This window comes from Kitasatospora sp. NPDC058492 (genome assembly GCF_042720685.1).
Classification (GTDB): domain Bacteria; phylum Actinomycetota; class Actinomycetes; order Streptomycetales; family Streptomycetaceae; genus Kitasatospora.
The window spans coordinates 44617-65214 of the sequence record NZ_JBHXMU010000031.1 but is presented as its reverse complement, the minus strand read 5'-3'; the positions used below and the strand labels follow the sequence as shown (position 1 = coordinate 65214).

Here is a 20598-nt window from a genome sequence, read left to right as displayed (position 1 = left end):
CGGCGTCGAAAGAACCGCCAGCAGGCGCCCGGAGTCGAAGGCGCGGCCGGTGTGGGCTCCGATGCGCTGCAGGGCGGGCAGGGCCGGCGGGCGGCCAACTCTGCGCAAAGGTGGGGGGGCTTGCGCAAGGGCGGGCGGGTGGAGGTGGGGGTGTCCGGGCGGGGGGTGGGGGCGGCGTGGCGGGTGCGACCTGGGGTGGAGGGGGTTAGGTCGTGGGCAGGACGCGGTGGGGGTGGGGGCGGGCCTAGCGTGGCGGTATGTCGACAACTTCTCGGTGGCGGAGTGCTGTTCTGCTCGCCGTGCCCATTGCCGTCCTGCTTTCGTTGGCCGGTCCGCAGGCCGCGCTGGCGGCTTCCCCGACGGCCGGAACGCTCTCGTTGAGTGCGGCGACGGAGGTGCCGCAGGTACCGCAGGTGCCCGCGCCGACCACGCGACGGACGATCGGTGCCACGTCGGTGCACCTGGTGGACAAGGCCCGGCACGACCCCTGGCGGGCGGACGCCGCGAGCCGCGAGCTGATGGCCACCCTCTGGTACCCGGCGCAGCCCGCGCGCGGGGAGCACGGGGAGCCCGGGGAGCAACTGCCGTACATCTCGCCCGAGGTGTCGTCCGCGCTGTTCGGCACCCCGGCTGTCAGCGAGGTGCGGACGGGCGTGAAGGCCCGTACGGTGCCCGCGCCCGGGCGGCACCCGGTGGTGGTGCTCTCCCCCGGTTACGGCTACAGCCGCACCTCGCTCACCGCCCTAGCCGAGGACCTCGCGGCCAGGGGCTACGTGGTGGCCGCGCTGGACCACACGTACGAGACGGTCGTGCAGTTCCCCGACGGGCGGGTGGAGACCTGCCTGATCTGCGATCACGTGGACGACCAGCGGGCGGCCGAGGTCACCCGCAGCCGGGCGAAGGACATCAGTTTCCTGATCGACCAGTTGACCGCGCCTGGGCCCGGGCTCGTCCGCGGGTTGCAGGTCGACCGCTCCCGGATCGGCGCGGCCGGCCACTCGATCGGCGGCGCGAGCGCCGTCGAGGCGATGAGCGAGGACCGGCGGATCCGCGCCGCCGCCAACCTGGACGGCGACTTCTTCGCCCCGCTGCCCGCCGACGGCCTCGCCCGCCCGGTGCTGCTGCTCGGCGCCCAGCGGCACGCCGGCAGGCCCGCGACGGCCAACTGGGACGAGACCTGGCAGCACCTGACCGGCTGGAAGCGCTGGCTGGACCTGCCGGAGGCCGGCCACCTGTCGTTCTGCGACATGCACTGGCTGGTGGACTCCCTCGGCGTCCGCGACCAGTTGCCGCCCGACACCACCCCGGAGCAGTACGGCACCATCAAGGGCGACCGTGCCCTCGCGGCCACCCGGGCGTACCTCGGCGCGTTCTTCGACCGGCACCTGCTCAACCGCCCGAGTCGACTGCTGGACGGCCCCTCGGCGGCCTTCCCGGAGGTCCGCTTCGCCAAGTAGCAGGTGGCGATTGGCGAGTAGCGAGCGGCAAGTGAGGAGTGGCAAGTGGGCCGCCGACCGCACGGCGGCGGCCCGGGGCGCCCGATCAGGTGATTCGGCCACCGCAGGGCTGTGACCTGCGGCGGATCGGGGCAGTCCTCCGGCGCAGCCGCCATCCGCGGCGGCTCCCCGGACACTCTGGAGTGACGACATGCGACGGATCAGCAAGGCGCTCGGCGCGGTGGCCCTGGCCGCGGCGGTGGCAGTGGCGGTGCCCGGTTCGGCCCAGGCGGCCACCGGTCAGCTGCGGGTCGGGTTCAAGACCTACAACAACCCCTCGGGCTGCTACCAGAGCGACATCTGGCCCCTCATCGTCGAGAACCTCACCGACAAGCCCGCCGACGTCCACGATCGGCCGGGCTGCGAGGGGCCCGTCATCGGTGTGGTGAACCCGGGCGAGACCAAGACGTTCGAGTTCGGCGCGAGCGTGAGAATCGCCTGACCCTCCGGACGGTGAAGAGGCCGGTCGATCCGACGTGACGTCGGGGCGGTCGGCCTCTTCGGTTCGCTGCCGTCGCCAGGGCGCGCAACGGGATGACGTGTTCATGCGAATGGGTCGATACGCAGGTGGACTGCAAGGGAACTGTCTGCGGAGCCCCATCCCCACCAAGGAGGTTTCCTCGTGAAACGACTGCTCTTCGTCGCCGGCATGGCCACCGCCGTCCTGAGCCTGACCGGTGTCGGCGCCGCCGGTGCGGCCGACGGGAGCGCGCACGGCGTCCCCAGCAAGCGGGCCGGTGAAGTGATCCGGTGCGATGAGGTGAACGCCAACGGGCCGAACGTGATGGGCCGCTCCTGCGACAGCACCGCCTGGGGGCCGCTGAGCGACTTCGTCGTCATGGACCGGACGTCACGCGCCGGGTACGAGTGTCAGAGCGGCTGGGCCGAGGGCTCGCTGTGGGTGAACGGGCAGGGCTGTCGCCCCATCCCCGCGTGATCGGCGGTCGGCTCCGGGCCCCGCGTGGGCGGCACCCCATCGCCCACTGAAGAACCGGAACGGCCGGTCGACTGTCGAGTCGACCGGCCGTCCGTGTGTGGCGAACCGGCACAATCCCAGACGAAGGAAGCCGTCGCCCATCTGAACCGACTGCCACGGTGAGCTCCCTGCGACAGGAGCGCCGGGTCAGCCGGCCAGGGTGTCTTTCAGCCAGGGCGCGATCGCGGCCATCGCCTCGCCGAAGCGCGAGATGGCGCAGTGGCCGGTGTCCGGGATCAGTTCGACCCGGGTGTCCCGGCGACCCTTGAACACCAGGGTGTCGTCCAGTGGGACGTGGACGTCCTCGGTGCCGTTGACCACCAGCATCGGCCCGTTGGTGTCCTGGTCCAGCAGCGGGCGCAGGTCGAACGCCGCGAAGGCGTTCTCCAGCTCGGCCCCACTCGGCGCGGCGTCGAAGCCCAGGGCGTTGCCGACGATGCCGTCCATGCCGAAGGCGAAGCCGCGACCGGGAGCGAAGGAGCGCTCCACCGGGCCGCCGAGCACCACGGAGGCGTCCACCGACCCGGTCAGTCCGGTCCGGGCGGAGTAGTAGCCGCCCATCGAGATGCCGAAGTGGCCGACCTTTCCGCTGCCGGCCGCGCGGGCGAAGGAGACCAGTCCGGCGATCACCTCGGCCCCGCCGTCCGGGGTCATCGGCAGGTGGGCGGTCTCGCCGGTGCCGGGGAGGTCGAACAGCAGCAGCCGCGCCGGCAGGGTGAACGCGAGCTGCTCCCACATGCCGTGCAGGTCGGTCTTCCAGGAGTCCACGCCGCCGCTGGCCAGCACGACCGGCGCGTCGGCGGGCAGGCCGGGGGCGGCCATCAGGTGGATCGGCAGGGTGGCGGTGCCGCCGCGGTACGGGACGGTGAGCGTGCGGCGCTCGAACTCCACCGGGAAGCCGGGGGCCGCGAGGACGTACTGCTCGACCTGGCGGGCGAGCGCGGTTCGCTTCGGGTCGTCGGCGAGCGAGGGGAACTTGGCCCAGCCGTACGCCTGCGCGGCCAGACGGTGGCGCCCGGCCTCGGCGTGCCGGGCGGCGAGGGCGGACCACTCGTGCACCCAGCTGCCGGGCCGGTCGGGCCACATCTCGGTGACGGCGGCACGGACGGCGTCCACCTCGTCGACGGGGAGGCCGAGGGTCATCTGCGGGTAACGCTCGACGAACAGGTCCTGCGGGTCCAGGGGCCAGGTGAAGGACATAGTGGTGCCTCCTGCTGCACTTAAAGCCGGGACGCTTGCATTAACGACTATGCGCCCGAGCAGCACCTAATGCAAGCGCTCTTGCGTTAATGTGGTGGCCGAGGTGATCAACACATGACCGACGAAGAGCCGGAGCCAGCGCAGAAGCCGGCGCAGGAGCCAGCGCCGGAGCCGATCCGCCGCCGCCCGGGCGGCCGTGCCGCGCGCGTCCGCCAGGCCGTCCTGACGGCCGCCACGGAGCTGCTGGCCGAGGAGGGCATCGACCGGCTCAGCATCGCCGGGGTCGCGGCCCGCGCAGGGGTCAACGAGACTACGGTGTACCGGCGTTGGGGCAGCCGGGAGAAGCTCGTGCTGGACGCCATGCTCACCGGCAGCAACGAGGGCGTCCCCGTCCCCGACACCGGAGCCGTCCGCACCGACCTGGCCGCCTTCGCCCGCGCGCTGGCCGAGTACCTCGCCACCCCGACCGGCCGTTCCGTCGCCCGGGCGGCCGCGCTCAGCTCCGACGACCCCGACCTCGCCGAGGCCTGGCAGACCTTCTGGCAGTCCCGCCTCGACCAGGCCGGCGTCATCGTCAGCCGGGCCGTCGAACGCGGGGAACTTCCGACGGGCACCGACACGGCCCTGGCCCTGGAACTGCTCTGCGCCCCGCTCCAGACCCGCTGCCTGCTCGGCCACCGCCCGATCGAGCCGGATCTGCCGGAGCGCCTGACGGACATGGTGCTGAACGGCCTCCGAGGGACGACCTGAGAGGGACGGCCTGAAAGGGAGGAGCCAGGGAACCGCCCCGCGGCAAGGTGGTGTCAGCGAGGAGTCTCCGTTGCTGCGGGAGGCATCAGGCAGGGGGTATTGACCAGGAAGAGGAGAAGTCCTCCCTTCGTGGTCTCGACAGTGATCAGGTACCGGCTCGATGCCTGGGATGCGTCGAGGACTGTGTCCACCTTGCCGTTGGCGCTCTCCCGGTAGCCGTCGATCTTGAAGCCCTGCTGTTCGAGCATCGTGCGGACCTTGCGGACGGCCTCAGGATGCTGTTCGAGCGGGGTGGAGCTGTAGACCGCGTACGACAGCTTGTACCGGCCGTCCTCCCGGACCTCGTCGTTCCTGCCGACACAGTCGGTGAAGAGCGGCTCGACGCTGCCGGGGTCGAGGGCTGCTCCGGCGGTCTGCGCCGTGTCCTCGGTCATGTGCTTGGCCCAGTCCTGGGCGTCCTGGCGGGCCTTGACGGGGAGAGGATCGTTGGGGCCTGGCGTGGACGCGCATCCTCCGAGGATCAGTGACAGGCAGGGCGCCAGCGCGGCAGCGCCCAGACGTCGGGCTCCGACACGGCGTGCGGCCACCGACCAACCCGTCAGCTGGCTGACAGCCGTGTGACTGGCAGTAGCGACTGCCTGACAAGGCTTCGCGAAGTCCTCGCCGATGGCCCGCGCCACACCTGCGGACTTGTACATCTCGCCCGGGTCAACCTTGAGATCGCCCACTGGCTCCCCCTCCCAACAACCTTCGGTCAGCAAGCAGCCTATTTCTGTGATCGACCGGTCTCTATCCGCAGAGATACTCATCCGAAATCAGATGATTGGTCCTGTTCTAGCAAAACGAGGCCTTTGCGTCGCTTCTGTGGCTGCGCCGGCCTACGTCGTCCGCACCCAGTTCCGGCGCGTGCCGGCGCCGTGGACCGGTGCGATCTGGCGGCCGTCGGCGACCAACCGCCACGCCGCCGCCCAACCCGACGGCGCAAAACCAAGCTCTCGACATCCGGCCCCCACCGGCCGTCTCGAACAAGCGACCTGAACAAACACGGGGACGGTCACTGGGCCCACAAGCGCCGAGACGGCGTCTCCGGACAACAGAACGGCCGGTCGACTGTTGGGTCGACCGGCCGTTCACATGTGCGCGAGGGGGGAGTTGAACCCCCACGCCCTTTCGGGCACTGGAACCTGAATCCAGCGCGTCTGCCTATTCCGCCACCCGCGCATCTGGGTGATGTGGAATAGCTTAGCCCATCCGCGGGGGTGCTCCGAACCAGGTGGGAGGGTCAGGAGGCGAGCTGCTCGATGATCCAGTCGACCAGCACGCGGGAGACGTGGCTGTGCTCGGTGTTGGCGTCGTCGAACTTCACGGCGTTCAGGTGTCCGGCCTCCAGAGCGGCGTCGGTGATCGCGGCGGCCGGGTCGACGTCCCACTTCACCGGGTCGAAGGCCAGGGCCGCCGCGCTGACGGCCGGCACGAAGGTGCCGCTGCGGTAGTCCTCGGAGATCTTCGCCTTGAGCGCGTCCGCGACCTTGCCGAAGGAGTCCAGGGTGCCACCGGGCACGGCGTCCAGCGCCGGGACGTCGCTGGTGGTGCTGCGGCGCACGGCCAGGCCGAGGTGCATGCCGCCGATCCGCTGCTCCTCGCCCTTGTTCGGCTGGAAGCGGGCCGTGGCACTGGCGATCAAGGCCTGCCAGTCGAACGCCACCTCGCCCGCCGGCAGCGGGAGACCGGCCCCGTCCCGCCGGCCGTTGGAGACGCCGAGCTTGCGCGGGATCTGCGGGAAGTTGCCGACCTGGTCGAGGTCGGCGAGGAACTCCTTGCGCAGGTCGCTGGAGGTGGCCACCGGGCCGGAGTACTTGGCGTTCTCGACCCACGCCCAGAGCAGCTGCTGAGCAGCGGGACTGCGGATCAGTTCGGCCTGCTTGACGCCGTCCGGCCCGGCCGGGGTGTAGTCCTCGAAGAAGTACGCCATCTGCTGGAGGATCAGCGGGATCCAGGCACCGTTGTGCGGGGAGTCGAAGGACAGGTACGTCGCCGTCTCGTGGTCCACGGTCGCGGACTCCAGCTTGGCGAGCGCGTAGCGGGTGACGATGCCGCCCATGCTCACCCCGCCGACGGTCAGCCGCTCGTCGCCCTTGCGCTCCGCGATGGCCCGGAGGATGGCCGCGATCGCGACCTCGGCGTTGGCCTGGATGTGGGTGTGGCGCTCGGTGAAGCCGACCAGGACGATGTCGTAGCCCCGGCTGAGCAGTTGGTCGAAGAGGCCCGGCCCGCCGTCGGCGGCGGTGCTGAAGTAGGCGAAGAGGCCGGGGAGGTCGCTCGGGCCGTAGTTGAAGCCGTCCGCGAAGATGAAGGGCTTCCGCAGGCCGAACTTCGGGTTGGCGTAGTAGACCGCCGCCTGCCCGGTCGCCACCTGCCCCTTGTACGGCGAACCGGTCAGCTCCCACGTCACGTCGGCGTCGCGGCCGGCGGCCTCGCCGGACAGCGCGCTGGTGAACCAGACGCCGGGCGAGATCGAGTTGGCGATCTCCGCCAACTCGGCCTTGCTGGGCTCGGGCTGGCCCTGCTTGAGAGCCGTCAGAGCTACGTCGATACGGGCTTCTTGTGCCATGGGAGTACCGCCTCGGTCGATGCGAGCAGGTCATGTGCGCACAGTGATCGACCGTAGGGGTTCAGTTACTCGCGGCACCACCGACGCACCGGAACTGATCGAAATCGTTCGGGTGTGGCGGGGGATGACCGGTTAGAGCAGGAGCTCGCCGGCCCGGACGGCGGCGATGAAGGAGTCCCAGGAGGCGGCGGGGAAGACGAGGACCGGACCGTCGGGATCCTTGGAGTCACGCACCGGGACCGCGTCGGGAAGGAACCCGGGGGCCACCTCAATGCAGTTGCCACCGTCGTCGTGGCTGTAGCTGCTCTTGCGCCAGGCGAGGGCGACCTCGATGCAGTCGCCGCCGTTGTTGCCGCTGTAGCTGCTCTTGCGCCAGGTCAACACAGTTGCCCCCTTGGAGACTTACGCCGGGAAGTCGCCCTCACGGACGGCCGACACGAAGGCTTCCCAGGCGGCGGCCGGGAAAACGAGGGCCGGGCCGTGCGGGTCCTTGGAGTCACGCACTGGGACCGCGCCGGGAAGGAATCCGGGGGCTACCTCGATGCAGTTGCCGCCGTTGTCGCCGCTGTAGCTGCTCTTCTTCCAGGCGGCTGCGGCGAGCTCGTTGCTCATCATCCTTGAATCCCTTCAGCGCCTCGGCGATAAACCGAAGCGAGTCGCACTCTGACAGGCATTCGCCACGGAGCTGATCGAAGCGACGCTGATGCTTGGCCACACTGGCTGAATCACCGCTCAGATGCCCTCGATCGAGGCTCTCCGAGTAGACCAAGCGCTGCCCGTCCGGCAGCTCCAGCAACACCATAGCGGCGTTGATGCGAGCCCGACGACTCGAAAACGGCGCCACGTGAATGATGACGTTCGGGAGCTGGGACACCTTCAGCAAATGCTCCATCTGGCACCTCATCACACCAGGGCCGCCCACAACCATGCGGATGGTGCTCTCATCGAGAATGACGAGCAACAGCGGACCCTCCGGGGTGAGGAAGCGGCTCTGCCGACTGAGTCGCGCCCGGGTCTGCTCTTCGATCTCCTCCGGGTTCCCCGCCGCAGCGCCGTTGGCGAAGAGCGCATGCGCGTACTGCCGGCACTGCAACAGGCCGTACATCACGCCATCCTGGTACGCCCGCATCCCGACGGAGATGGCCTCCACGTCCACGTACTCCTGAAACCAATCCGGGTGCTCGATCGACGCGTTCCAGTCGACCCGCCCGTACAGCCGCGCCAGCAGGTCGCCGGTGTTCAACAGCCGCTCGATCTCCTCGACTTCCTCGACCGACGGCTTCCGCTTCCCGCCCTCGGTCCGCGAGATCACCGTCCGGTCGCAGTGCAGGAGCTTGCTCAGCTCCTCCTGCGTGTAGCCCGCCGACTCACGCGCGTAGCGAACCTCCGCGCCGAACATGATCGCGGAGCTCGCCGTCGTTCCCCGCTTGACCTTCCGCTGTGTCATCGCTGCCCCCACTTGTGCGTCACACGTCCCACACGCCGATTTGGCGTCACCGTACCTCCGCAGCCCCGACCATTGACACCGGAACGCAATCATTTGCATGCACAGCGTGATTGCGCACTACCTTCGCGCTCCCCCATCCGCCCCCTTGAGGTGCCCCGCCATGCTCAAAATCCGTACCGCCCACCGCCCCCGCCCGTTCGCGGCCCGCCTGGAATCCCGCACCGAATCCACCTCCATCGCAAGGCAGTTGCTCCGCGCCTACCTCGCCGCACTCCCCACCGGCGACCGCTACCGCGACACCGCCGAACTCCTCCTCGGCGAACTCTTCGCCAACGCCGTCCAGCACACCGCCGACGCCCCCACCGACTGCCTCATCGAAGTCCACTTCGCCCTCGCCAACGACCGCCTCCGGCTCGAAGTCCACGACGCCGGCACCGGCCGCCCCTCCCTCCACACCCCCACACCCGACGACGAACACGGACGCGGCGTCCTCCTCGTCAACGAACTCGCCGAGAAGTGGGGCTGCTGCCCCCGCGCCGGCGGCGTCGGCAAGTTCGTCTGGGCCCTGTGCGCCCCCGCACCCGCCCCCACGCCCGCCACCTTCCTCACTGTCTGAACAAGGTGCCCACCATGCGACTCCCCTTGACCGCCCGCCACCTGTTCGACACCGGCTCCACCCCCGCCGACACCTACGCCACCCTCGCCCGCCACACCCGCGAACCCCTCCGATCCGCCCGCGCCGTCTGCACCGCCCTCGGCATCCCCGCCGCCGAAACCCAACGCCGCCTCAACGACTGCTACGACGCCCTCCTCGCCACACCCCGCCCCGGCACCGAGAACGACACCGGCGAACTCCTCGAAGCCCTCGGCGTCTTCGACATCCCCAAAACCCCCGACGACCGCGACCTCGCCATCATCGAACTCCTCACCACCGCCATCGCCGCCCACGGCAACATCCGCGCCGGCCACCAACACGGCCTCACCCGCTGGTTCACCACCGGCAACCTCACCACCGCCTACCTCTCCCTCACCACCACCCACCCCCACCCCACCACCGGCAACCCCACCCACTACTGGACCACCCTCACCACCGCCGGCGAACTCCTCACCACCACCCCCACCCCCGACCCCCGCCTCAAACCCGCCCTCACCCACTGCCGCACCCAAGCCCGAGCCGCACGTTCCTGACGAAGCGGGCTGTGGCTTCACGTCCCACCGCCCCAACTCGTCCGAGACGCCCCATCGGAGAGATCCGACAGGCCGCCGCAGCCCAACTCGCTTGCGCCCCGGCAGACATCCCCGCCAATGTCCACCCGCCGACCGCCCAATGAGCATCTTCCAGCCTGAAATGGCCGGCCGCCCGGGTACGTATCTCGTTCACCAGGGTCAGGGCCTGCCACCAGGGCCGCAGTGGCCTGATTCTGCCTAGATGAATGATGCCAAGGGCTCGCTGGCGCGCATGACATGAAGCGAGGGAGTTCAGAGATCGGCATCGCGCCCCGGCTCAGTGATGCCGAGCTGGTCACCCTCCCCGTGATGCAGGCCCTTCTCGGCTTCACCTCCGAGCGCCGGTGGATCCGCCACGCCGATGCCCACCTGCGTCATCCCTTCCCGTACCTGCTCGGGCAGTCGGGCTACAACCGGCGGTTGCGCAAGGCCGTCGACCTGATCGCACAGGTCAACCGGCTGCTGGCGACCGACACTTCGCTGTGGACCGACACCGTGTGGGTCGTCGACTCCACACTGGTGGAGTGCGGGCGCTCCCGCGAGACGGCCAAGCGCTCCGACCTGGCCGGATGGGCCGAGTACGGCTACTGCGCCAGCCACTCCCGGTTCTTCTGAGGCCTGCGCCTGCACCTGGTGTGCACCCTGCACGGGCTGCCCGTCGCCTTCGCGCGGCGGTGGCGCGCGCGGGGACTGCTGGCCGAGTTCCACGACCGGATGGGGGGCATGGTCCGCGAGGACGCCGGCCGCGACCCGGAGCCGACCGCCGCGGTGATCGACGCGCGGTGCCTGCGCGCGGCGGCCACGGTGCCGGCGTCCTCACGCGGATACGACGGCGCGAAGAAGGTCCCCGGGCGCAGGTGACGGTGGGCTCGGCGTTCGGTTAGTCCGCGGCGACGCGGGTGCAGCGCGGCTCGACCGGGCGGCCGGTCATGCCGGCGCTGCTGTGCGGCGCCGGTGGCACATGGTGGTGCCGGGCGACCGCCACAACGGACGCCACCATGCCAACGGCCAGCAGGGCCACGGCCGTCAGGGTCGCACCGTCGGGGTGGACGAGCGACTGGCCGCGCAGCGCTTGCCAGGTCAGGACCGCCAGCACGCCCGCGTAGGTCCCGGTCGCCACCAGGACCAGGCGCAGGCGCGTCCGCTCGTCGGCCAACCGCGGGAACCTGCGGGACAGTGTGATCAGCAGCCAGGCGAAGAGCGGGATGGCCTGCAGCGCGTGCATGCCGACGAAGTGGGGGATGCGCAGGTCGCCGCCGGTGCTGCTCCAGCCGGTGATGGCGATGCCGGGCGAGTCGTCGGCGACGCCGACGCTGTGTGCCCCCACGATGCCCACGGCGGCCCCGCTGCGCATGGCACCGAGTTGGGCAGGGGTCGGGCTGGTCATGAGGAAGCCGAATGCCATGCCCACCAGTGCGAGGAGCAGGCCGAGCCGGACGGACCAGGTGGCCGCGCGGTCCCCGGTCCGCTCGCGGAACAACCTGGCCGCGATGCCGAGGTTGGCCAGCCACAAGGTGACGATCGAGGCGGCCATCGCGAACCAGAGGCCGGCGTCCAGCGGTGTGGCGACGTTGAAGTGGCTCTGCCTGCCGCGGAGCACCTGGCCAACGACGACCACCATCTCGATCACGTTGGCGGCGGCAATCGTCGTCCCGAGCCACCAGACCCAGCGGGGGGCCGTGCGGCCCAGGGACAGCATCCACGCGAGGGTCACCGAATAGATCGCGATGGAGAGGGAGAACTTGAAGGGCTTCAGCCAGATCGGCTCCCCGACCAGGATCCGGTCGTCGACCGCGAGGCCGACGGCGGATGCCAGGGCGAGGGCCGCCATGGCAGCGGCGAGCAGTACCAGCGGGCGGTGCCAGAGGCGGATCGTCATCATTTCCTCGGAGAGTGGACTGCACGGCGTTGCTCTACGCCACGCTGTGCTCGGAGTTGATTCACTGAACGCGGCTTCGGCCCGCTCCTGACTTCGCCGCAGGGTCTGCACAGCCCGACAGCCGATGCCGCGCACGTGGCGCTACCGGCTGAGCCGCGCCCGCCACCACTCGACGGTTGCCCCCAGCGCCTCGTCGATCGGGGTCGACACCTCGCCGAAGGTCGCGGTGTACGCCTGGGAGTCGAGCACGAACGGCCGGTCGAACTGGTACTGCACCTCCCGCAGTTCCCCGAGCGTGGGGTTGACCAGGCCGACCAGGTGGAGTGGCCACCAAGGAATCCGGCCGACCCTGGCCGGCGGCAGACCCGCCAGCCGGCACAGGTGCCGGACCGCCTCCCGGGTCGACAGCGGCGGGGCGGTGGGAACGTGCCAGGCGCGTCCCCACGCCCGCTCGTCGGTACCAAGCCGTACGAGCGCACGGGCGATGTCGGGGACATAGGTGAAGCTGTGCGGTGCGTCCGGGTTGCCGATCAGCCTGACTGCACGGCCGGCCAGGAGCGCGGGCATCATCCGCTGGGCGAGGTGGCCGGCCTCGGTGACGCCGGGCCCGAAGAAGTCCGAGGCGCGCGCCTCCGCGACGCGGATCCGGCCGGCCTGGTGCCGGGCCAACGCGTCGCGCCACATGCCGATGCGGACCCGGGCCTTGGTGCCGGTGCCTGCGAGCGGCAGGTCCTCCGTGATGGGGGCGTCGACGGGGCCGTAGCCGTACAGGTTGCCCATCGTCACCAGCACCGAGCCGGCGGCCTCGGCCGCGTCGAGGAGGGCGTTCGAGATCGGCGGCCAGTCGGTGGGCCACCGGTGGTACAGCGGGCTCGCGCAGTTGTAGATCACCTCGGCGCCCTTGGTGGCTTGCCGGAGTGACGCCGTGTCAGTGACGTCGAGCGCCGTACTCCCGTCGCCGCCGGAGCGACTCAGGACGACGACCTCGTGCCCCTGTTCGTCGAGCAGTCGCGCCGTGGTGGCGCCGACGGGGCCCTTGCCGATGACGATGTGCCGTGCCATGCAGGTCCTCCTGGAGAATTGAGAGAGCAGTGCTCTCTTCGTTGAGGAGTGTTCGCGCAGTGGCGGGGAGAAGTCAAGAGCAGTGCTCTCTCTTGTGTGCACTGCTCTCGAATGAGAGGATGAACGGCATGACGGCATCGCAGACCGCGCGGCAGCTGGCCCGCGCCGAGCTCACTCGCGCGATCAAGGAAGCCGCCACTCGCCAGCTCGCCGAGACCGGGGCGGCCGCACTGTCGCTCCGCGCGGTGGCGCGTGACCTGGGCCTGGCCTCCTCGGCGCTGTACCGCTACTTCCCCAGCCGGGACGCACTGCTCACCGCGCTGATCATCGACGCGTTCAACGCGGTCGGAGCGGCCGCGGAGTCAGGGGCGGCGTCCGCCGCTCCCGCCGATCCGGGCGCCCGGTGGCTTGCCGCATGCCGGGCGGTCCGCCAGTGGGCCCTGGCCCACCCGCACGAGTTCGCCCTGGTCTACGGCTCGCCCGTCCCCGGCTACCAGGCCCCCACCGACACGGTCGACCCCGCCACCCGGGTCACCCGCCTGATGGCCGGTCTCGTCGTCGAGGCACACGCCTCGGGCCTCCTGCGACCCCCCACGCAGCCGCTCCCCGGGCCGAGGCTCGTCGCCCAGCAGGTGCTCGACAGCGCGGGAGGGGCACCGGCCGAACCGTACGCGGACCTGGTGGAACGGTCGCTCACCCTGTGGATCTCCCTGATCGGCACGATCAGCTTCGAGCTGTTCGGTCACCTGAACGAGGTGATCACGGACTACCCCGCGTACTTCGACGCCGCCATGACCATTGCCGCCGAGGCAATCGGGCTCGATGTCCTGTCGCCTCCTGCGTGACACTCCACTACCAGCGGCCTGGTCCGGCACCCGCGGTGGACACCGGCATGGCCCATCACGAGGACGGCGGGCAACAGGGCCTGCGGCGGGCGCGCTCCTCGCGGACCGCGCCCGCCCCACTGGCGCAAGCCCCACCGACCGGGTACCGGTGGGGCCCGGGCGCCGAGCGGGAATTCACTCGTTCGCAGGCATGTCGCGGCGGTCTACTGGTGAACCAACAACCTTTTTTCGCCGATCAGTTGGGGGAATTCCGTGTTCCGCAGCAGCGAGCCGCGCAAGTTCCACATCCCCACCGACCGTGAGACCGCCGAGGAGTGGGGCGGGCGGATCGCCGTCCTGCGCGACGTGCCGCCCGAGTGGTTCGTCCTCCTCGGGCGGATGGGCAGCGACGGCTACCTCTGCCACGTCGACCTGAACTACCACCTGGACCGCGAGCTCGTCGCGATCGTCCAGACCTCCCGGCCCGTCCCCGACGGTTTCCGGGTGAAGTCCCTGACCACCCCCGGATCGCAGCTCTTCAACTTCCTCGGCAACTCCGGCCGCATCGACCCGCGCCATCACCTGGGCCCGCTCGACCCCGAATCCATCAGCGCCGGCGAGATCCACCTGGACGGCGAGCCCGTCCCCGTCGAGATCCACCACAGCCACGGCTGCCGCAGCGCCCTGCTCCCCCGCCTCCCCGGCCAGGAGGGCTACGCGATCGTCACCGCACCCGACGAGCGCTGGGCGTCCGTCCTCGATCTGGCTCTTCAGCCCCCGTCAGCATTCTGACGCTGCCTCAAAACATCATCCCAAGGTGGGGTTTGACTCAATGAACCCCACCTTCCGTGCCGAGAAGCGAACGGGGTGGCGGCGCTGAGGGCTGCCACCCCGCCGACTTCTCGGCGCCCCGAGGGATCACGCGGGCGGGATCGGGCCGAGGTAGGTGCCGCCGGAGGCGTCGATGGTCTGGCCGGTCACCCAGCGGCCCTGCGGGCCCGCCAGGAAGCCCACCACGTCCGCGACGTCCTCCGGCTGGCCGATCCGGCCGAGTGCGGTGATCGATTCGAGCCCGGCCATCGCCTCGGGGACACCCGTCCACTGGGACGTCATGTCGGTGAGGATCACCCCGGGGTTGACGGTGTTCACGGTGATCCCGCGTCGGCCGAGCTCGTTGGCGAGCGGAGCGGCGAGGGCCACCAGCGCCGTCTTGCTGACGGTGTAGCCGATCTGGACCGGGGAGCCGATCCGGGCGGCCGCCGAGGCCACGTTGACGATCCGGCCTCCGTCCCGCAGCAGCGGAATCGCCCGCTGGATCACGAAGATCGGCGTGCGCACGTTGATCGCCATCAACCGGTCGAACTCCTCCTCCGTGAGCTGCCCGATCGACCCGGCCAGGTGGATGCCCGCGTTGTTGACCAGGATGTCCAGGCCGGACCCGCCGTCCCCACCGACCTCGCCGTCCCCACCCTGCTCGCCGTGCTCCGCCAGCCCGGCGGCGAGGCCCTCGAACAGCTGGTCCAGCGCACCGCTCTCGCCGAACCGGGCCCGCACCGCGAACGCCCGGCCGCCGGCCTTGGCGATCAGCTCCACGGTCTCCGCGGCGGCCGCCTCGTTGCCGCCGTAGTGGACCGCGACCAGTGCCCCGTCGGCGGCGAGCCGCTGCGCCACCGCCCGCCCGATCCCGCGCGAGCCGCCCGTCACCAGCGCCGTCCTGCCGTCCAGTTCGCCCACGATCGCCTCTTCCCTCGCGCCGCCCCCGGTCGGATCCGGGGCCGGTCTCCCGCCGTCACGACCCGATGCCGGACAACCCTTCATGTATGCCCGGGGCCGGAGAGCTGATGCCGCCCGCACGCACGACCACCCGCACGACCAACCACTCGACCACCCGCTCAGGCCTGGAACAGCGGCTCGTAGGCGCCGCCCTCCTCGGCGTTGAGCAGCACGTACGCGGGCCCGAGCCCGAGCGCGACCTCCCGCAGCCGGGCCAACGCCGCAGCCACGCCCGGGACTTCGAGGCCGAGCGCGGCGGCGGCCGCGTCCCGCTCCGCGTACAGGCCGGGCTCGTCCTCCAGATACTCCTCGGCGGCCTCCGCGCTCTCCTCCACCGTCAGCCGCGGGCAGTCCCGCCACCACGGCACCGCCAGCAGCAGCCGGACCAGCTCCGGCAGCCCGACGGCCAGCACCGCCGCGCCGCCCTCCGAGTCGGCGTACAGGACGGGACGCTCCTCGCCGCCCTCCCCGCACAGGAAGAAGGTGCCGCCCGCGCCGTCCTTGGCCACCGGCTCCAGGGCCTCCCCGGAGGCGAGCACCACCTCCTCGACGTGCGGGTAGTGGTCGAGGCTGAGGTCGCCCGGCCAGGCCAGGAAGTCGAGGGCGGCGGGGTTGGCGCGGATCGCGTCGAGCAGCGGGGTCGTCGGCATGGCCGCCAGCCTAGGACGCCCTGGTGACACCCACCCCGCCACCCGTCGTCTCCGACTCGCCCCGGGTGGGGAGTTGATCTCTACGGCGCAGCCGTTGTTGGGTGGCTCCTGTTGCTCTGACCCCCAGCGGCGAAGGAATGTGACACGGTGGACGAGAAATTACCTCCGGACGAGCGGGCCGCACTGTTCGAGGCGCAGCGGCCCCGGCTGCGGGCCGTGGCGTACCGGATGCTCGGCTCGGTGAGCGAGGCCGAGGACGCCGTCCACGAGGCCTGGCTGCGCTACGACCGCACCGACACCTCCGACGTGCAGAACCTCCCCGGCTGGCTGACCACGGTGGTCTCGCGGGTCTGCCTCAACCTGCTGCGCGGCCGGGAGCTGCGCCGCGAGGAGCCGCCGGAGGCCGAGGCGGGTGATCCTGGCCCGGCGCGCATCCCGGACCCGCTGCTGCGGCGCGAGGGGGTGGCCGACCCCGGGCAGGAGGTGCTGCTCGGGGACTCGGTGGGCCTGGCGCTGATGGTGGTGCTGGAGTCGCTGGCCCCGGCCGAGCGGATCGCCTTCGTGCTGCACGACCTGTTCGCGGTGCCGTTCGCCGAGATCGCCCCGCTGATCGAGCGGACGGCGGCCGCGACCCGCCAGCTGGCCGACCGGGCCCGCCGCCGGGTTCAGGACCAGGCGCCGGCGCCCGACCCGGACCCGGGCCGTCAGCGGGCCGCCGTGGACGCCTTCTTCGCGGCCGCCCGCGCCGGCGACCTGGGCGCGCTGGTGGCCGTGCTCGCCCCGGGCGTGGTGCTGCGCTCGGACGGCGGCGCGGTGCGGGCCCGGCACCCGGTGGTGCTGACGGGCGCGGCCGCGGTGGCCGACCAGCCGGTGCTGTGGGGCGGGCTGTCGCCGTTCGCCCGCCCGGCGCTGGTCAACGGCGCCGCGGGCGCGGTGGCGATCGGCGAGGGCGGCCGGCCACTGTCGGTCATGGCGTTCACCGTGGTGGACGGCGCGATCGCGGCGATCGAGGTGCTCACCGATCCGGAGCGGCTGGCGGCGCTTGACCTCTCGGCGTTCCGCGACTGAACGCGGCGGGCGAGGTTCCGCGACTGAACGCGGCGGACGAGGTTCCGCGACTGAACGCGGCGGGCGAGAGGGAGGCCGGCCGCCCTCTCACCCGCCCGCGCCGGTCGGCGCCGCACGTCCTCGGGACGCGCCGTCACCAGCCCTGCGCGACGACCCAGTCGGCGAGGTGGCGGGCGCACGCGTCGACCGACTCGCGCCAGGTGTGGCTCGCGCCCTCGCCGGCCTCGTCGCTGACGTGCTTGACCAGGCGCACCGGCACCCCGAAGCGGTGGGCGACGGCGGCGACGGCGTAGCCCTCCATGTCGACCAGGTCGGCGTGCTCGGCGAGCCGGTCGCGGGCCGCCGGGTCGGAGACGAAGAGGTCGCCGGTGGCCAGCACCGGCCCGTCGCCCTTGCCGACCACCAGCGGGGCGCCGTAGCTACGGCCGGTGAGCGCCAGCAGGGCCGGGGTGTCGAGGTCGTGCTGGATGACCTGGACGACGTGGTGGGTGCCCTCCCAGCCGGGGCGCAGCGCGCCGGCCGTGCCGAGGTTGATCACCTCGGACGGCTTCTCGCCCTGGGCGAGGACGGTGGCCAGCGCGGCGGTGGCGTTGATCTTCCCTATTCCGGTGAGCAGGACGGGCAGCCGGTCGTCGAGGTGGGCGGCTTCCTCGCGCACGGCGACGACGAGCAGCGGGCGGTCGGGCGTGATCGTTCCAAGCAGGCGCATGCTGCCCATCGTACGGAGGGTGTCCGCCGAAACCAGGTGCACCGACCGCGCCGGGAACGGTGGCGTCACGGCGGGATCGCCCCCCGCAGCCGGCCCCGGGGTCCGGCCTCGACTACCTGCGCGCCGACGCCGCGATCGGACCGGGGTCAGTCCTCGACTCGCCGCGTGCCGCCGCCGCAACCGGACCTCGCCGCTCCGGCCTGTCGGAGGAACCGCATAGGGTGCATCCCGCGTCGGACGGTTCACCGCCGGCCGCCGGGCAGCGGGGCCCCGGGGGCGTGCGGGAGGCGTGCGCGGCGCGTGCAGGGCAAGCTCAAGATCGGCGCAATTCGGGTATGGCCAGGGGGAGTCACGGCCATACTGCTGGCATCGGCCGGGCCCCGGACAGCGGGCCCGACCCCTGGGGAGGATGAGGCGGGTGGCAACACCAGTAGGTAACGGCGCACCGGGCGCCGTGGTCCCGGCACGGCCGAGCGGCCCGCCGGGCACGGCACCGGCCGTGCCGGGTGTCCGGGGCGTCCCGGCGTCCAGACCCGGCGCCGTGCCGGCCCGGCGGCCGTCGGCCGGGCCCGCGCCGCGCGGCCTGTCCGGTCTGCGGGCCCGGCTGGCGAACGCCACCCGGACGGCGCCGGGCCGGCTGCGGCTGGCCGGGGCTGTGCTCGCGGTGCTGACGGTGGCCTTCGGCGCGCTGACCGCCTGGCAGTTGGAGACCAAGGCGGAGGCCGCCAACCGGGTGGTCCAGCACAGCCAGCCGCTGAGCAAGGACGCGGCCGACATCCACCGCCTGCTGGCCCGCGCCGACACCACCGCGGCCACCGGTTTCCTGCTCGCCGGGGCGGAGACGAAGGCCGTCCGCGGCGACTACGAGGGCGATCTGGCCGCGGCCACCGACCTGATCACCAAGGCCGCCGCGCAGACCACCGTCGGCTCCCCCGCCTACCAGAAGCTCACCGAGCTGAACAAGCAACTCCCCGTCTACGCCGGCCTGGTGGAGACCGCGCGGGCGAACAACCGGCTGGGCCTGCCGCTCGGCGGCGCCTACCTGCGGTACGCCTCCGAGCAGATGCAGGGCACCCTGCTGCCGCGCGCCGCCGAGCTGACCGCCATCGAGAACGACGAGCTGGACAAGGACTACGCCGAGGCGAAGTCCAGCCCGTGGGCCGCGTACGGCCTGGGGGTGCTCACCCTCGGCGCGCTGGTCTGGGTGCAGCTGACGCTGTTCCGCCGCACCAACCGGGTGTTCAACCCCGGCCTGCTCGGGGCCACCGCCGCCGTCCTGGCCGGGGCGCTCTGGCTGGCCGTCACCGGCCTGACCACCAACGCCGCGCTCCAGCAGAGCTGGAAGCAGGGCGCGCAGCCGCTGCGGGCGCTCAACACCGCCCGGGTGCAGGTGCTTTCCGCCCGGCTGGCGGAGAACCTGAACCTCGTCGCCCGCGGCTCCACCACCGCGTACGCGGACCAGTGGACGACGATCACCCAGCAGCTCGCCGGGGGCGAGCCGGCGAACGTCCCGATGGAGCAGCACTCCGGCTCGCTGCGCCAGGCCCTCGACCTGGCCCCCGCGGACGCCCGGCAGCAGATCGGCGAGGCCGACCGGCAGTACGAGACGTGGCGCACCCGGCACGACGCGGCGCACACCCTGGAGACCCAGCAGGCCGACTACCAGGGCGCGCTGCAGGCGACCGTGACGGCGGACCCGGCCGCCGAGGCGAACACCGCGGACGGCGCCTTCAAGGCCACCGACCGGGCGCTCGACCAGGCCGCCACCACCGAGCAGGACCACTTCGAGCGCTCCGCCAAGGGCACCGAGGGCGACCTCCGGCTCGCCGCCCTCGCGGCCGCGCTGCTCGGCGTGGCGGCCGCGGCCGCCGCGCTGCGCGGCCTGGGCCGCCGCCTGGCCGAGTACCGGTAGAGGGGGAACGGACACATGCGCAGGAGAACCGCAGGCACCAGGGCGGCCGCCGCGCTGGCGCTGCTGGCCGCCGGTGCGGCCGTGCTCGGCGGGGGCGGGCCGTCCGGCGCCGTACCCGCGGCCGCCACGGGCGCACCGCAGGCCGTCCGGTCGACCGGGCAGGAAGAGGCCGGGCAGGAAGAGGCCGAGTCCTGCGACCTGACCAGCACCGTGCCGCCGAGCACCGTGGACGGCACGGCGGTGAAGGCCATCAAGGCCAAGGGCACCCTGATCATCGGCGTGGACCAGAACAGCTACCGCTGGGGCGCCCGCAACCCGAACACCGGTGAGCTCGAAGGCTTCGACATCGACCTCGCGAGGGCGATCGGCGCGGCCGTCATGGGCGACCCGGCCAAGGTGGTGCTCAAACCGGTGTCGACCGCCGGCCGGGCCGACGCCCTCACGGGCAACCAGGTCGACCTGATCGTCCGCACCATGACGATCAGCTGCGCCAACCTGAAGAAGGTCGCCTTCTCCCGGTCGTACTTCAATATCAAGCAGCGGGTCCTGGTGCCCCGGTCGTCCACGGCCAAGAACCTCGACGAGGCGATCGGCGGCAAGACGGTCTGCGCCGCGGACGGCTCGGTCGCCAAGGACGTGCTGAACGCGAAGAAGAGCGCCAAGCAGCTCGTCCTGGTGACCAACCAGCTCGACTGCCTGGTCCGCATGCAGCTCGGCAAGGTCGACGCCACCATGACCGACGACGAACTGGCGGTCGGCCAGGCCGCGCAGGACCAGACGGTGAAGGTGGTGGACGGCTTCGAACAGCCGGAGACGATCGGTGTCGCGATGCGCCAGAACAGCACCGACCTCACCGCCCGGGTCAACCAGGTGATCTCCGACTACTACGCGGACAAGGACAAGGGCTGGCAGAAGTCGTTCGAGCGGTGGGTCCAGCCCTACCTGCCCGAGAACTCCAAGGACCCCGGCCTGTACTGGCCGGCCCGCTGACGCACCGGGCGGCGCACGGGCGTC

The 20598-nt window shown here is 71.7% G+C and carries 23 protein-coding genes, 1 tRNA gene and 1 pseudogene; 13 read left to right on the top strand and 12 right to left on the bottom strand.

The window, feature by feature from the left end:
- Positions 1–377: 377 nt before the first annotated feature.
- The 3 genes from ACFWPI_RS21335 (at position 378) to ACFWPI_RS21325 (ending at position 2433) form a co-directional block, all read left to right on the top strand.
- Entirely contained in the window at positions 378–1457 is a 1080-nt protein-coding gene (locus tag ACFWPI_RS21335) for an alpha/beta hydrolase family protein (protein ID WP_380380125.1), read from the top strand.
- Between the two features lie 190 nt (positions 1458–1647).
- A complete protein-coding gene (locus ACFWPI_RS21330) occupies positions 1648–1938 on the top strand; it encodes a hypothetical protein (RefSeq protein WP_063349432.1) in 291 nt (96 codons plus the stop codon).
- A 180-nt stretch (positions 1939–2118) separates the two neighbouring features.
- Positions 2119–2433, top strand: a complete 315-nt coding sequence (locus ACFWPI_RS21325) for a hypothetical protein (protein ID WP_380380127.1) — start codon at positions 2119–2121, stop codon at positions 2431–2433.
- A 186-nt stretch (positions 2434–2619) separates the two neighbouring features.
- Here the strand turns inward: ACFWPI_RS21325 and ACFWPI_RS21320 are convergent, their stop codons facing one another.
- Complete coding sequence (locus ACFWPI_RS21320; RefSeq protein ID WP_380380129.1) at positions 2620–3672, bottom strand: alpha/beta hydrolase; 1053 nt, start codon at positions 3670–3672, stop codon at positions 2620–2622.
- Positions 3673–3786: 114 nt separating this feature from the next.
- On the opposite strand from ACFWPI_RS21320, the gene ACFWPI_RS21315 reads away from it, so the two are divergent.
- Positions 3787–4422 carry a TetR/AcrR family transcriptional regulator gene (locus ACFWPI_RS21315; RefSeq protein ID WP_380380131.1) on the top strand — a complete coding sequence of 212 codons (636 nt, stop codon included), beginning with the start codon at positions 3787–3789 and terminating at the stop codon, positions 4420–4422.
- Between the two features lie 53 nt (positions 4423–4475).
- Here ACFWPI_RS21315 and ACFWPI_RS21310 read toward each other — a convergent pair whose 3' ends face one another.
- The 6 genes from ACFWPI_RS21310 to ACFWPI_RS21285 all read right to left on the bottom strand — a co-directional run bounded on the left by ACFWPI_RS21310 (position 4476) and on the right by ACFWPI_RS21285 (position 8480).
- Positions 4476–5150, bottom strand: a complete 675-nt coding sequence (locus tag ACFWPI_RS21310) for a hypothetical protein (protein ID WP_380380133.1) — start codon at positions 5148–5150, stop codon at positions 4476–4478.
- Positions 5151–5559: 409 nt separating this feature from the next.
- Positions 5560–5643: transfer RNA gene (locus ACFWPI_RS21305), tRNA-Leu, on the bottom strand.
- A 61-nt stretch (positions 5644–5704) separates the two neighbouring features.
- A complete protein-coding gene (locus tag ACFWPI_RS21300; protein ID WP_380380135.1) occupies positions 5705–7033 on the bottom strand; it encodes a hypothetical protein in 1329 nt (442 codons plus the stop codon).
- 132 nt (positions 7034–7165) lie between these two features.
- Positions 7166–7414, bottom strand: a complete 249-nt coding sequence (locus ACFWPI_RS21295) for a DUF397 domain-containing protein (protein ID WP_380380137.1) — start codon at positions 7412–7414, stop codon at positions 7166–7168.
- 21 nt (positions 7415–7435) lie between these two features.
- A complete protein-coding gene (locus tag ACFWPI_RS21290) occupies positions 7436–7576 on the bottom strand; it encodes a DUF397 domain-containing protein (protein ID WP_380380143.1) in 141 nt (46 codons plus the stop codon).
- On the bottom strand, positions 7530–8480 hold the full coding sequence (locus ACFWPI_RS21285; RefSeq protein WP_380380139.1) for a Scr1 family TA system antitoxin-like transcriptional regulator: 951 nt from the start codon (positions 8478–8480) through the stop codon (positions 7530–7532). Before ACFWPI_RS21285 ends, ACFWPI_RS21290 begins: the two co-directional genes overlap by 47 nt.
- A gap of 160 nt (positions 8481–8640) precedes the next feature.
- Here ACFWPI_RS21285 and ACFWPI_RS21280 point away from each other — a divergent pair, with 160 nt between their 5' ends.
- From ACFWPI_RS21280 to ACFWPI_RS21265, 4 genes and pseudogenes are all read left to right on the top strand, one after another.
- A complete protein-coding gene (locus ACFWPI_RS21280; protein WP_380380141.1) occupies positions 8641–9096 on the top strand; it encodes an ATP-binding protein in 456 nt (151 codons plus the stop codon).
- Between the two features lie 14 nt (positions 9097–9110).
- On the top strand, positions 9111–9668 hold the full coding sequence (locus tag ACFWPI_RS21275) for a hypothetical protein (RefSeq protein WP_380424972.1): 558 nt from the start codon (positions 9111–9113) through the stop codon (positions 9666–9668).
- 297 nt (positions 9669–9965) lie between these two features.
- Positions 9966–10319, top strand: a pseudogene (locus tag ACFWPI_RS21270) (IS982 family transposase); the annotation flags it as partial.
- A 21-nt stretch (positions 10320–10340) separates the two neighbouring features.
- A complete protein-coding gene (locus ACFWPI_RS21265) occupies positions 10341–10568 on the top strand; it encodes a hypothetical protein (RefSeq protein ID WP_380379971.1) in 228 nt (75 codons plus the stop codon).
- Between the two features lie 19 nt (positions 10569–10587).
- On the opposite strand, the gene ACFWPI_RS21260 is transcribed toward ACFWPI_RS21265, so the two are convergent.
- Positions 10588–11589, bottom strand: a complete 1002-nt coding sequence (locus ACFWPI_RS21260; RefSeq protein WP_380379974.1) for a hypothetical protein — start codon at positions 11587–11589, stop codon at positions 10588–10590.
- Positions 11590–11727: 138 nt separating this feature from the next.
- Positions 11728–12648, bottom strand: coding sequence for an NAD-dependent epimerase/dehydratase family protein (locus tag ACFWPI_RS21255; RefSeq protein ID WP_380379977.1), 921 nt, complete (start codon positions 12646–12648; stop codon positions 11728–11730).
- 128 nt (positions 12649–12776) lie between these two features.
- Here ACFWPI_RS21255 and ACFWPI_RS21250 point away from each other — a divergent pair, with 128 nt between their 5' ends.
- Positions 12777–13493 carry a TetR/AcrR family transcriptional regulator gene (locus tag ACFWPI_RS21250; RefSeq protein ID WP_063351429.1) on the top strand — a complete coding sequence of 239 codons (717 nt, stop codon included), beginning with the start codon at positions 12777–12779 and terminating at the stop codon, positions 13491–13493.
- Between the two features lie 252 nt (positions 13494–13745).
- A complete protein-coding gene (locus ACFWPI_RS21245; RefSeq protein WP_380379980.1) occupies positions 13746–14264 on the top strand; it encodes a hypothetical protein in 519 nt (172 codons plus the stop codon).
- A gap of 126 nt (positions 14265–14390) precedes the next feature.
- On the opposite strand, the gene ACFWPI_RS21240 is transcribed toward ACFWPI_RS21245, so the two are convergent.
- Together ACFWPI_RS21240 and ACFWPI_RS21235 are read right to left on the bottom strand one after the other, a co-directional pair.
- Complete coding sequence (locus ACFWPI_RS21240) at positions 14391–15206, bottom strand: SDR family NAD(P)-dependent oxidoreductase (protein WP_380379983.1); 816 nt, start codon at positions 15204–15206, stop codon at positions 14391–14393.
- Positions 15207–15364: 158 nt separating this feature from the next.
- Entirely contained in the window at positions 15365–15895 is a 531-nt protein-coding gene (locus ACFWPI_RS21235; protein ID WP_380379986.1) for a hypothetical protein, read from the bottom strand.
- Positions 15896–16042: 147 nt separating this feature from the next.
- On the opposite strand from ACFWPI_RS21235, the gene ACFWPI_RS21230 reads away from it, so the two are divergent.
- Positions 16043–16963, top strand: a complete 921-nt coding sequence (locus ACFWPI_RS21230) for a sigma-70 family RNA polymerase sigma factor (protein ID WP_380379989.1) — start codon at positions 16043–16045, stop codon at positions 16961–16963.
- Between the two features lie 133 nt (positions 16964–17096).
- On the opposite strand, the gene ACFWPI_RS21225 is transcribed toward ACFWPI_RS21230, so the two are convergent.
- On the bottom strand, positions 17097–17672 hold the full coding sequence (locus ACFWPI_RS21225) for a nucleosidase (RefSeq protein ID WP_244293463.1): 576 nt from the start codon (positions 17670–17672) through the stop codon (positions 17097–17099).
- Between the two features lie 418 nt (positions 17673–18090).
- Between ACFWPI_RS21225 and ACFWPI_RS21220 the strand changes: the two genes are divergently transcribed.
- Complete coding sequence (locus ACFWPI_RS21220) at positions 18091–19584, top strand: hypothetical protein (protein ID WP_380424969.1); 1494 nt, start codon at positions 18091–18093, stop codon at positions 19582–19584.
- A 15-nt stretch (positions 19585–19599) separates the two neighbouring features.
- On the top strand, positions 19600–20574 hold the full coding sequence (locus ACFWPI_RS21215) for a transporter substrate-binding domain-containing protein (RefSeq protein ID WP_380379995.1): 975 nt from the start codon (positions 19600–19602) through the stop codon (positions 20572–20574).
- Positions 20575–20598: the final 24 nt, after the last annotated feature.

Bases quoted from the DNA above. Each gene is read 5' to 3' on its own strand.
- ACFWPI_RS21330 (WP_063349432.1), top strand. From the start codon at position 1,648: ATGCGACGGATCAGCAAGGCGCTCGGCGCGGTGGCCCTGGCCGCGGCG.
- ACFWPI_RS21320 (WP_380380129.1), bottom strand. From the start codon at position 3,672: ATGTCCTTCACCTGGCCCCTGGACCCGCAGGACCTGTTCGTCGAGCGT.
- ACFWPI_RS21315 (WP_380380131.1), top strand. From the start codon at position 3,787: ATGACCGACGAAGAGCCGGAGCCAGCGCAGAAGCCGGCGCAGGAGCCA.
- ACFWPI_RS21300 (WP_380380135.1), bottom strand. From the start codon at position 7,033: ATGGCACAAGAAGCCCGTATCGACGTAGCTCTGACGGCTCTCAAGCAG.
- ACFWPI_RS21285 (WP_380380139.1), bottom strand. From the start codon at position 8,480: ATGACACAGCGGAAGGTCAAGCGGGGAACGACGGCGAGCTCCGCGATC.
- ACFWPI_RS21280 (WP_380380141.1), top strand. From the start codon at position 8,641: ATGCTCAAAATCCGTACCGCCCACCGCCCCCGCCCGTTCGCGGCCCGC.
- ACFWPI_RS21275 (WP_380424972.1), top strand. From the start codon at position 9,111: ATGCGACTCCCCTTGACCGCCCGCCACCTGTTCGACACCGGCTCCACC.
- ACFWPI_RS21260 (WP_380379974.1), bottom strand. From the start codon at position 11,589: ATGATGACGATCCGCCTCTGGCACCGCCCGCTGGTACTGCTCGCCGCT.
- ACFWPI_RS21255 (WP_380379977.1), bottom strand. From the start codon at position 12,648: ATGGCACGGCACATCGTCATCGGCAAGGGCCCCGTCGGCGCCACCACG.
- ACFWPI_RS21250 (WP_063351429.1), top strand. From the start codon at position 12,777: ATGACGGCATCGCAGACCGCGCGGCAGCTGGCCCGCGCCGAGCTCACT.
- ACFWPI_RS21235 (WP_380379986.1), bottom strand. From the start codon at position 15,895: ATGCCGACGACCCCGCTGCTCGACGCGATCCGCGCCAACCCCGCCGCC.
- ACFWPI_RS21225 (WP_244293463.1), bottom strand. From the start codon at position 17,672: ATGCGCCTGCTTGGAACGATCACGCCCGACCGCCCGCTGCTCGTCGTC.
- ACFWPI_RS21215 (WP_380379995.1), top strand. From the start codon at position 19,600: ATGCGCAGGAGAACCGCAGGCACCAGGGCGGCCGCCGCGCTGGCGCTG.